Annotated in this window: 11 protein-coding genes; 10 read left to right on the forward strand and 1 reads right to left on the reverse strand. The window is 45.7% G+C overall.

Annotation, left to right across the window (positions count from 1 at the left end; all coding sequences use genetic code 11):
• Positions 1-13: 13 nt before the first annotated feature.
• From Q4B79_RS07115 to Q4B79_RS07125, 3 genes are read left to right on the forward strand one after another with little or no spacing between them, the layout of a single operon-like run.
• The gene (locus Q4B79_RS07115) at positions 14-1,720 is read left to right on the forward strand and encodes a polysaccharide biosynthesis/export family protein (protein ID WP_303085731.1); all 1,707 of its coding nucleotides are present in this window, start codon (positions 14-16) and stop codon (positions 1,718-1,720) included.
• Complete coding sequence (locus Q4B79_RS07120) at positions 1,720-3,882, forward strand: capsular polysaccharide biosynthesis protein (protein WP_303085732.1); 2,163 nt, start codon at positions 1,720-1,722, stop codon at positions 3,880-3,882. Before Q4B79_RS07115 ends, Q4B79_RS07120 begins: the two co-directional genes overlap by 1 nt.
• A 9-nt stretch (positions 3,883-3,891) precedes the next feature.
• Positions 3,892-5,124 carry a capsule biosynthesis protein gene (locus Q4B79_RS07125; protein ID WP_303085733.1) on the forward strand — a complete coding sequence of 411 codons (1,233 nt, stop codon included), beginning with the start codon at positions 3,892-3,894 and terminating at the stop codon, positions 5,122-5,124.
• Here Q4B79_RS07125 and rarD read toward each other — a convergent pair.
• Positions 5,094-6,005 carry an EamA family transporter RarD gene (gene rarD / locus Q4B79_RS07130; protein WP_303085734.1) on the reverse strand — a complete coding sequence of 304 codons (912 nt, stop codon included), beginning with the start codon at positions 6,003-6,005 and terminating at the stop codon, positions 5,094-5,096. The genes Q4B79_RS07125 and rarD overlap by 31 nt on opposite strands.
• Before the next feature lie 151 nt (positions 6,006-6,156).
• Here rarD and Q4B79_RS07135 point away from each other — a divergent pair, with 151 nt between their 5' ends.
• The 7 genes from Q4B79_RS07135 to Q4B79_RS07165 form a co-directional block, all read left to right on the forward strand.
• The gene (locus Q4B79_RS07135; RefSeq protein WP_303085735.1) at positions 6,157-6,621 is read left to right on the forward strand and encodes an Lrp/AsnC family transcriptional regulator; all 465 of its coding nucleotides are present in this window, start codon (positions 6,157-6,159) and stop codon (positions 6,619-6,621) included.
• A 62-nt stretch (positions 6,622-6,683) separates the two neighbouring features.
• Entirely contained in the window at positions 6,684-8,483 is a 1,800-nt protein-coding gene (gene lepA, locus Q4B79_RS07140; protein ID WP_303085736.1) for a translation elongation factor 4, read from the forward strand.
• 85 nt (positions 8,484-8,568) lie between these two features.
• Positions 8,569-9,684: a signal peptidase I gene (gene lepB / locus Q4B79_RS07145; protein WP_303085737.1), complete on the forward strand. Its 1,116-nt coding sequence runs from the start codon at positions 8,569-8,571 to the stop codon at positions 9,682-9,684.
• Positions 9,685-9,718: 34 nt separating this feature from the next.
• A complete protein-coding gene (locus Q4B79_RS07150) occupies positions 9,719-10,111 on the forward strand; it encodes a DUF4845 domain-containing protein (RefSeq protein ID WP_303085738.1) in 393 nt (130 codons plus the stop codon).
• Positions 10,111-10,848 (forward strand): ribonuclease III, encoded by a 738-nt coding sequence (rnc, locus tag Q4B79_RS07155; RefSeq protein WP_303085739.1) that lies wholly within the window; start codon positions 10,111-10,113, stop codon positions 10,846-10,848. Before Q4B79_RS07150 ends, rnc begins: the two co-directional genes overlap by 1 nt.
• Before the next feature lie 104 nt (positions 10,849-10,952).
• Positions 10,953-11,933, forward strand: coding sequence for a GTPase Era (era, locus tag Q4B79_RS07160; RefSeq protein WP_303085740.1), 981 nt, complete (start codon positions 10,953-10,955; stop codon positions 11,931-11,933).
• Positions 11,934-11,960: 27 nt separating this feature from the next.
• Positions 11,961-12,388: Uma2 family endonuclease (locus Q4B79_RS07165; RefSeq protein ID WP_303085741.1), on the forward strand; the 428-nt coding region annotated here is incomplete at its 3' end.

Raw genomic sequence — 12,388 nt, forward strand, 5'->3', positions numbered from 1 at the left:
AAGGAAAATAATAATGAAAACATTTGCCAAACTCACGCCACTTGCGATTGCGTTTTTATTGTCCAACCTTGCCACTGCCAATACCAATTTTGCCACCGACAACAACACAGGTCGTCTGGCAGGCGTGATGGGGCAGGGCGTGCCATCAGAGGCGACCACCGCTGAGGCGGTAGCGATGGCGAGTATGCCAACCCATGCTGTCATCAACAACACCCAAGCCATTCAAAACGTTAATCCAGCGGTGCGGATTTTTGGGGAGCAGTTATTTCGTGGGGCGTTTGCCACGACCTCAGGTTCGACTTTTAATGACAGCTACGTCATCAATGTCGGCGACAACGTCCAAGTGCGTATGTGGGGAGCATATCAATACGCTGCCACAATGACTGTTGACCCACAGGGTAACATTTTTTTACCCAATGTCGGACCTGTACGCATTGCAGGCATTCAAAACGGACAACTGCAAAGCGTGGTACAGTCTGCCATTGCTCGCATTTACCGCTCCAATGTGGGGGTGTATGCCTCGCTCGAACAAGCCCAACCTGTCAAAGTCTTTGTAACGGGTTTTGTCAATCAACCGGGTTATTATGGTGGTTTGGCAGCCGATAGCGTGCTGTCTTATCTTGACCGAGCTGGTGGTATTGACCCCAAGCGTGGCAGTTATATTGACGTGCAGATTTTGCGAGGCGGTCAAGTTGTCCAAAAAATCAATCTGTATGACTTTCTCATCATGGGGCGACTCTCGCCATTTTCGTTTCAAGATGGCGATGTCATCAATGTCGCCTCCCAAAAACAGACATTTAGCATTTCAGGCAAAGTCCAAAACGAATATGTGTTTGAATTTGGTGTTGATGATTTGACCATCTCGGACGTGCTGGCGGTTGCCAAACCGCTTGCGGACGCAACCAACATCAGCATTACTCGTGCCTCTGGCAAAGCCCAAACGTCAGAGTATTATGCCATAAATGACGCAAAAAGCGTCCCTGTCAATAATGGCGATACGCTCGTGGTAACCTCCGACCGCCACGCAGGGACGATAGCGGTGCAGGTAACAGGAGCTCACAAGGGTAATGGGGCGGTAATTTTGCCCTATGGAGCAAGGCTCAAAGACGTGATTGCCCAGCTTGAACCGTCCTCTTTGGCAAATGTCAATAACCTGACCATTTACCGTGAATCGGTCAAGGCAAGCCAAAAAACTGCAATTAATAAAACACTCGACCGCCTCCAAGAGATGACCCTTGCCACCCAATCCACCACGCGTGAGGAGGCACAGTTGCGCTCTGAGGACGCCAAGCTCGTTGAGCAATTCATCGCCAAAGCTCGCCAAATCGAGCCAACAGGGCGGATTGTGGTTGTGCCAAACTCATGGCAAGACATCATCTTGGAGCAAGGCGACATCATTCACATTCCTGCAAAGACTTCGGTCATTACGGTAAACGGTCAAGTGCGTCATCAGGGGGCATTGACTTTCAATGCCGATTTGACGGTGGGGGATTATGTTGCCAAGTCAGGCGGATTTGATGACAATGCTGACACCGAACAGATTTTGGTCATGCACCAAAACGGCGAAACAAGCGTGGTCAACACCGCCTATCGTATCCAAGAGGGCGATGAAATCATGGTATTACCCAAAGTCAAAACTCGCAAAGTCGAGATTGCTCGTGGCATCGCCCAAGTCATCTATCAGCTTGCGGTGGCGACTGGCGTGATTGTCAAATTATAATGACAAAACGTTATACCACCGCCACCAAAGGGATTATCAACAATAATCCCCTGCTTGGTGTGGCACTTGGGGCGGACATCGTCTATCAAGATAAATCCGCCCAAGCGGTGCTGGCGTGGGGGCAAAAACCGAGCCGTGCCAAAGCGGTTGCTTTTGCCTGTCAGCATGGCTTGCCACTCATCACGGTGGAGGATGGTTTTCTACGCTCTCTTGATGGTGGTGTGGATAGCGTGGGGGCGAGTTTCATCATGGATGATGTGGGGGTGTATTTTGATTTGACCGCCCCCAATCGCTTACAACAGCTCATCAGCGAAACGGTGGCAAATTGGCATGACGACAAAGAAAATCATGCCAAATCTTTGATTGCCAAAATCCTTGACAACAAACTCTCCAAATATAATACTACCACCCATGCTCCTGATTTGTCGGTATTAGCAAACAATGATTTGCCCCATGTTATCATCATCGACCAAGTGGCAAAAGACGCTTCTATCAGCGGGGCAGGGGCGAGTGCGGATAATTTTACCGCCATGCTAACCCATGCCAAACAAACTTATCCTAACGCTAACATCTGGATTAAGGCTCATCCTGCGGGCAAGGGGCATTTTTGTCAAGCGGATATTGACACACCTTTTTATTTGGATAAGCCCTGCAATCCTATTGCCCTGCTGACACAAGCCACAGCCGTCTATACCGTCAGCTCGCACATGGGCTTTGAGGCGTTATTGCTTGGCAAACGTGTACATAATTTTGGGGTAAACTGGTACGCTGGGTTTGGCTTGACTGATGATGAATTTATCAAAAATGGTGAAATTTATCAAAAAGTTATCAAACATTACCAACACTTAAACATCGCCAATCCCACCACTGCCCAGCTTTTTTATGCCAGTTATGTGCAATACAGCCATTATGCCAATCCTGCGACTCATCAGGCGTGCGATTTGTCGGAGCTGATGGATTATCTCATTGCCAATCGTGATTGGCAGGATAAACTGTCAGGCAAATTGCTGGTTTATGATTTTAGTCGCTGGAAAATCCCCTTTGTGCGTGGGTTTTTGGGTTTGGGAGCGGTGGATTTGTTTGTCAAACCCAAAACCAAATGGTGGTTTTTTTTGCCCTACAAAGTGAACGAAAAACGTGCCAAGCGTGATGACGCTAGGGTGTTGGCGGATAAACTGGACGGCTTTTCTTATGTCGTTTGGGGACAAAAATCCAAACAGCTTTTACAAGATAAGCTTCATGACTTAGGTGTGGCAAATCCTTGTATTTGGTGCATGGAGGACGGTTTTATCCGCTCAAATGGACTGGGGGCAACGCTCATCGCTCCCTTGTCGGTGGTGCTGGATGACGTGGGGATTTATTTTGATGCCACCGCCCCAAGCCGTCTTGAAATGATTTTAAACACCTTACACCTGACTGATGAACAACAAAAGCGTGCCAACAACTTGCACAAACTACTGCTTACCAAACGTGTCAGTAAGTACAACGTCCCAACAAAAAACCATGAGTTTATTTGCCAAATCAACCGTTTAAAAAGTGAAAACCGCCCCATTCATTTGGTGGTCGGTCAAGTTGAAGATGATGCGTCCGTTCAAAAATGCACGAGCGTGATTAAAAAAAACAGCGAGCTTTTGGCGGACGTGCGAGGTCGATACCCAGATGATGTCATCATTTATAAGCCCCACCCTGATGTGGAGGCAGGACTGCGTGTCGGTAAGGTAAATAATCATCATCTGGCGGATATGGTTGCTCATGATGTTGCCATGCCTGACTGTCTCGATGTGTGCGATGTGGTGCATACCATCAGTTCACTCACAGGCTTTGAGGCACTGCTTCGAGCCAAAAAAGTGGCGTGTTATGGTTTGCCCTTTTATGCAGGGTTTGGGCTGACAACCGACATCATCGAGGCGGATAACTTACCCAAACAGCAAGCCCTCTCTCGCCGTACTCGCCCCTATTTGCCATCGCTTGATTTGCCGACGCTCATTTTTGGCACGCTTGTTGCTTATCCTATGTATCATGTGCCACATGGTGTGGGGCTAGCGAGTGTGGAAGATGTGATTGATTATTTATACCATCAAAACACCGCCGAGCCACGCACAGGCATTGTCCAGTTTTTTAAAACGTCATTTATGCGGTTACGCAATGTAACCAAAGTATGATGTTTGTTTATGAAAAACGTGGTAAAATCCCCCATTGTGATTACGTCATTGGATTTATCCAGTATGTCAGCCACTTTGTCCCGCTTGATGACACATCAGAACATTTTGCTTTTGCAGGGCAAGATGGGGACGTTTTTTTGTCGTTTTGCCACTCATCTGATGGGTCAGGGTAAAACAGTTCACAAAATCAACTTCAATGCAGGCGATGCTTTTTTTTATTGTCATAAAGACAAGATGGCAAATTATCGTGGGACGCTCCATGATTTTGATGGGTTTTTAGAGGATTTTATCAAAAAAAACCGCATTGATGCGGTGGTATGCTTCAATGACTGTCGCCCTCATCACGCCATCGCCAGCACCGTTACCACAAGGCTTGGTGTGTCCTTTTTTGTGTTTGAGGAAGGCTATCTAAGACCTGATTATATCACGCTTGAAGAGTATGGCATCAATGGCTACTCTCGCCTAAATCCTGCACTTATTCACACATTAGAACAAGCGAACGACCAGCCCAAATACACCGCCAACCGTTTTTATAAGTTGTGCATCGCCAGCATTGTGTATTATGTCGTGGTGTTTTTGGGGCAATGGCGGTATCCGCATTATGAGCATTATCGAGGTTGGACGATTTTTGGGGAAATGTTGGCGTGGTGTTTGGCATTTGTCAGAAAAATCTTGCGGTGGTTTCCTGATAAAGCCTTACAAAGCCAACTCATCGGACAAAAAAACTTCTATCTGGTAAGCCTACAAGTCCACAACGATTCGCAAATCACTCATCACAGTGATTATGCTGATGTGCGTGATTTTATCGCTGAGGTGGTGGAGAGTTTTGCCAAATTTGCCCCACATGGTACGAGTCTTGTTTTTAAACATCATCCGCTTGATAGAGGGCATCGAGATTATACGTGGTTTATCGCAAGGCTGGCAAGAGAGCTTGGCGTGCGTGGGCGTGTGCATTATTGTTGCGATACGCATTTGCCAAGCCTTATCAAGTCAAGCATTGGCATGATTACCATCAACAGCACCACCGCCCTGCAATCTGTCTACCACCAAAAACCCACCAAAATCATGGGGCGTGCCTTGTATGACGTGGTAGGCTTGACCGACCAAAAGTCGCTGGACGAATTTTGGTCAAATCCCACCCCGCCTGACCGTGGTTTTTATCTAAAATTTCGAGAATATCTCATCGAGCAAACTCAGCTCAATGGGTCATTTTATGGCAAGGCGTTTTGGGAGCTTGGTTGAGTACGTTTTTGGGTGTATATGCCCTGTATCATCAGACAGCCAATGGCGAGCCAGATTAGCCCAAAACTACCAAGCATGGCAAACTCAAACTTACCCCCAAGCACGGTAATTGCCGCCAAAAATAGCAGAGCAGGTTCAAGGTAACTTAGCAGACCAAAGATGCTGTGAGACAGCCTGCGACTGGCTTCTAGGTTGGTTTGTAGGGCAAGCACACTAATGATGCCAAGCCCCATCACTTTGGCAAACATCACGCCTGTACTTAGTCCTATCCATAGTGCTTCTTTATCAAAGAATATCAGCCATGCAATACACACAGGGGCGATGAGCGTGGTATCCCACAAAAGCCCTGCCCATGCACTGACCCCAAGCCGTCTTCTGATGACATAATAAATGGGGAATGTCAGGCATACCCACAGCGTTGCTACGCCTATCTCGCCAAGTCGAAAAAACTCCAAGACAACACCGCCCACCGCAAGCACCACCGCCAGCTTTTGTAATCGACTGAGTTTATCGCCAGCAAAAAACCCCACCACCACCATCACAAGCGGAAACAAAAAATACCCCATCGACACTTGCACGCCCAAGCCATTTAGGGGTGCATACATAAACAACCAAAGCTGACTGGCAAAGATGGGCGTGGTCAAGAGTAGATATAGCCAGTTTTTGCCTTGTATGGCGGATAGCTCCTTGATGGTTTGGCTAAGTTTTTTACTCACGCACAGCACAGCGATAACGCCAGCCCACATCATTGTCATACGCCACAAAAATACGCTCGTGCCACCCAAAGGAGCAAGCCATTTACCGTAAATATACAACACACCAAACAGTACATTGGAGATGATGGCAAGTAGGGCGGGGTGTTTTTCAAAAAGAATAAGCATGTTTGGCATAAGATGGATTTTGATAAAAAGATGGCATATTGTAAAGAATTTTTTTGGTAAAAATTTTTAATTTTTTAAAAAATTTGAGTAATTTTTGCAAAAATTATCAAAAATTGATAAAATTTTTCAAATTTTAACATATTATTTTTTTATGAATGATTTAGATGATATTGATAAAGCGATTTTGAATTTGCTCCAAGACGATGCCACTTTACCACTCAAAAGCATTGCTGATCAAGTCCATACGTCTGTCGCCACCGTCCAACGGCGTATTGCTCAGATGAGTACGCAGGGTGTGATTGACCGTCAGGTTGCCATCATTAGTCCCACCAAAGTAGGCTATGACTTGACGGTACTTATCATGGTTAAAATCGCCCACGCCAACCTTGCCATGCAACAACGCTTTGAGCGGTTGATTGCCAAGCAAAAACAAGTCGTTAGCTGTTATGAGATTTCTGGGGATTATGATTTTGTGCTGTTGGTGCATAGCAAAAATATGCAAGAATATCATCGGTTTGTCCGTGATGTTTTGACAGGAGACAATAACGTGGCACATTTTAATAGCCAGTTTGTGATGAATGTGGTTAAATCCAGTCATAAAATTGAATTAGAATAATAGGTTTTTTTCAAAAAAACTGCTACAATATCAGGTTACTATTTTTATGATAATTGACCATCATGACCGACTTAGCCAATATCCGTAATTTTTCCATCATCGCCCACATCGACCACGGCAAATCTACCCTTGCCGACCGTTTTATTCAAGTGTGTGGCGGTCTGTCCGAACGAGAAATGCAAGCCCAAGTCCTTGACAGCATGGACATCGAGCGGGAGCGGGGCATTACCATTAAGGCTCAGTCGGTTACGCTCTACTACAACCACCCCAATGGCGAAAAATATCAGCTTAATTTTATTGACACCCCCGGTCATGTGGACTTTTCTTATGAAGTGTCAAGAAGTTTGGCGGCGTGCGAAGGGGCGTTGCTTGTTGTAGACGCAGCCCAAGGCGTAGAGGCTCAAAGCGTGGCGAACTGCTACACCGCCATTGAGCAGGATTTGGAAGTTTTGCCTGTTTTAAATAAAATTGATCTACCACAAGTTGAGCCTGAAAGGGTTATTGAAGAGATTGAAGATATCATCGGCATTGAGGCGGTGGACGCACCAAGAGTATCTGCCAAGACAGGCGTGGGTATTGATGAGCTACTACAAACCTTATGCGAAAAAATCCCTGCCCCAAAGGGCGACCGTAACGCCCCTTTGCAAGCCTTGATTATTGACTCATGGTTTGATAATTATCTGGGCGTGGTGTCTTTGGTGCGTGTACGAGAAGGCGAAGTTAAGGCAGGCGATAAGATTTTTATCAAGTCGACAGGCGAGAGCCATTTGGTAACTTCGATTGGTGTATTTACGCCCAAACGCCTAGAAACAGGCGTGCTACAAGCAGGCGAGGTGGGCTTTATCATCGCAGGCATTAAGGACATCATGGGGGCTCCTGTGGGCGACACCATTACTTTGGCAAAAACGCCTGAGGTGGAGAGTATCGCAGGCTTTAAAAAGGTCATGCCCCAAGTCTATGCAGGGATGTTTCCGATTGACTCATCGGACTTTGAAAAATTTCGTGAAGCCTTACAAAAATTACAAATCAACGATTCTGCCTTGTTCTTTGAGCCAGATACATCAGAGGCGTTGGGCTTTGGTTTTCGTTGTGGCTTTTTGGGTATGCTCCATATGGAGATTATCCAAGAGCGTTTGGAGAGAGAATATGACCTTGACCTTATCACGACCGCCCCAAGCGTGATTTATGAAGTGGTTAAGAAAAATGGCGACATTGTCTATGTCGATAACCCCTCCAAACTCCCTGACGCAGGTGTGATTGCCGAGTTTCGTGAGCCGATTGCCCGTTGTCATATCTTAGTTCCGCAAGAGTATCTTGGCAATGTCATTACCCTCGCCATGGAGCGACGTGGCGTGCAGGTGGACATGAAATTTATGGCTCGTCAAGTGCAGGTGGTGTTTGATATTCCGATGGGCGAGGTGGTGATGGACTTTTTTGATAAATTAAAATCTGCCTCTCGTGGTTTTGCTTCTCTTGACTATGGTTTTGAGCGTTATCAAGCCGATAAACTGTCTCGTGTGGACGTGTTGATTAATGGCGAAAAAGTGGACGCACTGGCGATGATTTGCCATCAAGAACACGCTCGTCGTCGCGGTAACCAGCTTGTAGAAAAAATGAAAGAGCTGATTCCTCGCCAGATGTTTGATGTCGCCATTCAAGCGGCGATTGGCTCGCAAATCATTGCTCGTAGCACGGTCAAAGCCATGCGTAAAGATGTTTTGGCAAAATGTTATGGTGGCGATGTCAGCCGTAAGAAAAAGCTCCTTGAAAAACAAAAAGCAGGTAAAAAACGCATGAAGCAAGTAGGTAGTGTGGAAATCCCACAAGAAGCGTTTTTGGCGGTGCTGAAAGTTGATGGCTGATGATGTCTATTTGGACGTGGATAAATTGTTCAATTTGTGCTACATTGGTACAGAATTTGCACAAATATCAACACAGGAATGATGAGTGGAATTTGATATTAATTTAATCTTAGTGCCTGTTACGCTGGTGTTTTTGGTGGCGTATTTGGCAGATAAGTTGGTTTTAAAGCAACACAAACTTGTCGCCAAACACACTAGGCTCGTCTCTTATGCCGAGACGCACTTGGAGCAGGTCGAAAAAGACTTTAAGGCGACATTGGTGCGTTTTGGGCATAGCGAAGCTCCTGCCGAATTTATCAGCAATGAGCATACCCCCCAAGCACTAAAAAACGCCTCGCTGGCTTATAATGAAGCTAGACGAGTCTTGGCACATGCTCAGGCAGAGGCTGGTGTGCCTGTCGGAGAAGCTCCCAAAGAGTTTTTTTTGGTGGGGTGGGCGTATGAGTATCTGCCGATTTTGCTCATTTTGGTGGTGGTGCGTGCTTTTGTGGTTGAGCCATTTAACATTCCATCAAGTTCGATGGTGCCGACACTCTATACGGGCGATTTTATTTTGGTTAATAAGTCTGCCTATGGGCTTCGCTTACCTCTGACACACGCCAAAATTTTAAATACGGGCAGTCCCAAGCATGGCGATGTGGTGGTGTTTCGCTATCCACAAAATCCCAAACGCTACTATATTAAGCGAGTGATTGGTTTGCCAGGCGATACGGTAGCATTTGATGATGGCGTATTATCCATTAATGGTCAGCAGGTGGCAATACAAAATATCAACTACCAAATGGATCAGACCCTAAATGCCTATCTGATGCCTGCCATCATCGACAATCACAAGCTAACTGATGATGAGCGTGCCAAATATGGAGCAGAAGAAGAGAAGCACGCTCGTTATTATCGTGAAACGCTGGGCAACCACGAATATACGGTCAGGTATCTAGGCGACCTAAATAGTGCATTTATGGCACCGTTTTTGATTCAAAATTCTCCACAAACCGTCTCATCAGAGGGCAGACAGTGGCGAATTACTGTGCCAGAGGATCAGTATTTTGTGATGGGCGATAACCGAGACCGTAGTGAGGATTCTCGATGGTGGGGTTTTGTGCCAGAGGGTCATTTGGCAGGTAAGGCAACTTATATTTGGATGCACAAAGAAGCAGGGCTAAAAATACCGAGCTTTTCACGTGCAGGGGCGATTGAATAGTCCTTGACCTAATTTTATTTTTTGAGGTATAGACATGACACATTTATCTTCATTATCAAACCAACGTGGTGCTAGCGTTACCACGATTATCGTGATTATTGCGGCGTTGGGTATTTTATTTAAATTAGGTATTGCCATTGTACCTGCTTATGTGGGCGATTATCAATTTACCAAACTGGTGGCAGGCGAGCTGAAAAAAGCCAATGAGGCTAACTTGACCGAAAAGCAGTTCATGAGTAACGTGGCTCAACAGCTCTCTATCAATGCCAATTATGATGCCAAACCAGAAGAAATGCTAACCATCACCAACAAAACACCTGGTGCATTGACGGTACAAAGCCAGTATGAGACTGAAAGCAACTTCTACGGCAGTACGTTTATTGTCAATCGTTTTGAAAAAGAAATTACTGAGGCAGATGCGAAGTAATGACTGGTCTTAATACGACTTATTTTTCCAACTTTGAGCATGGCTATCCTCATCTTTGTGTAAAGTTGGACTACACCTTTAAAGAACCTGCATTGCTTCGGCAGGCTCTCACGCACCGCTCATACGACCCCAAAAACAGCTATGAGCGTTTGGAGTTTTTGGGCGATGCCTTACTTGGCATGGTCATTGCTGAGTGTTTGTTTGCCTATTTTCCTTGTCATGATGAGGGTAAGCTCACTCGCATGCGAGCCACGCTTGTTCGTCAAGAGACATTGGTAAAAATTGCTGAAAAGTTGGAGTTGTCTCGTCATTTGATATTGGGTGTGGGCGAGCGAAAAGGTGGTGGTCGCCATCGTGCCAGCATTTTGGCAGATGCGGTGGAAGCGATCATTGCCTCTGTCTATCTGGATAGTGGCGACATGGAGCTCGTTAAAAACTTAGTCAAAAGCTGGTATGAAACACTCATTACCGAAGTGGGCGAAGAAAAAGTGCTCAAAGATGCCAAATCTCGTCTCCAAGAATGGCTACAAGGCAACAAACTGCCCTTGCCAAATTATGCGTTACTTGATACGATAGGTAATGCCCCCAACCAAACCTTTGTTGTTGAATGTACGGTGGCGGTGGTGGATTGTACGCCCATCACTGAGACAGGTGAGAGCAGACGTATTGCCGAGCAAAAATGTGCCGAACGCATGATAAATCAGCTCAATAAATTAGAAAAACCCAAGCCCTTATGATGTGGGTTGCAACCGTAATAAATTCACACTGTGGGCAAATGACAATTTAACCCCACAAATAAAATCCCCTAAAACCAAACAACCCTTTAAAAAACAGGAAAGCCATGACCCACCCAAACGATGATGTCATCAACCAATTTTTTAACCCCGCCACGCCCACGCTGTCGGACGATTTTCGCTCAGGTTTTGTGGCGATTGTGGGGCGACCCAATGTCGGCAAATCCACCTTGATGAATCATCTTTTGGGACAAAAGCTCTCCATTACCAGTCGCAAACCACAAACCACCCGCCACCGCATTCACGGTATTTTGACCAACACAGACGCCCAATTTGTCTTTGTGGATACCCCTGGTATTCATACCAAAACCGTGCGAGCCATCAACGAGCGAATGAACAACACCGCCGTGTCCGCTCTTTCGGATGTGGATTTAGTGCTGTTTGTGGTGGACGGCCTAAAATGGGTGGAAGATGACCTTTTAACCTTAGAAAAATTGGCAAACACCGACCTGCCTGTGGTGCTGGTCATCAACAAAGCTGACACCATCAAAGACAAATCCAAACTGTTACCGCATATTGAAGAATTTTCCCAAAGTTTTGAATTTGCCGACATTGTGCCTGTCTCTGCCTTGCGTGGGCATAATCTGGACAGACTTTTGGAAGTCGCCAAAGGCTTTTTGCCAGCTCGTCCGCCGATTTTTGACCCCGAGCAAATCACCGACCGTAGCGAGCGGTTTTTGGCAAGTGAGATTATCCGTGAAAAAATCATGCGTCAATCTGGCGATGAAGTGCCATACGACTTGACTGTGCAAATTGACACCTTTAAAGATGAACCTGCCCACAAAGACCCCGAGACGGGCAAATGGCGTAAGGCGTGCACTTTTATTGATGCGACCATTTTTGTGGAGCGGGCGGGGCAAAAGACCATTGTCATTGGCGAAAAAGGCTCTCGTATTAAGCAAGTCGGCATTGACGCTCGCCTTGATATGGAAAAACTCTTTGACCGTAAGGTAATGCTGACTTTATGGGTCAAAGTCAAAAAAGGCTGGTCTGATGATGAACGGGCGTTAAACAGTTTGGGTTACTAATGGATTGATTTGTAGGGGTATTGATAAATGAATACTTTGGTATTTACGCCCTTTAATGTTGGGCTTTATCAATCATATCATCAAAGCAAAGACGCTGTCCAAGAAAAAATTACCGCCCAAGATTTTATTGTAATGGCAAATGCCTTACCTGATAAGCGATTCGAGCTTGTTGATGGACAAATTATTGCAATGGCAAATACCAAGCCAAGACATAATTTGATTATGAGCAATATTGCCAGAAAAATTGGCAATTATTTGGAAGATAACAATTATCCTTGCCATTGTTTTTCGGACATTGCCTGCAAAATTGATGAATATAATTGCCCACAGCCTGATATTTTGGTGGTGTGTAATGATAGTATTCACAAAGATTTATTGGAATATCCAACGGTGGTGGGCGAGATTTTTTCTAGCAATCGTGAAAATGATGTCAAAAAATTGGTGCGTTATAAAAA

It is taken from the genome of Moraxella sp. (assembly GCF_030525845.1).
Classification (GTDB): Bacteria; Pseudomonadota; Gammaproteobacteria; order Pseudomonadales; family Moraxellaceae; genus Moraxella.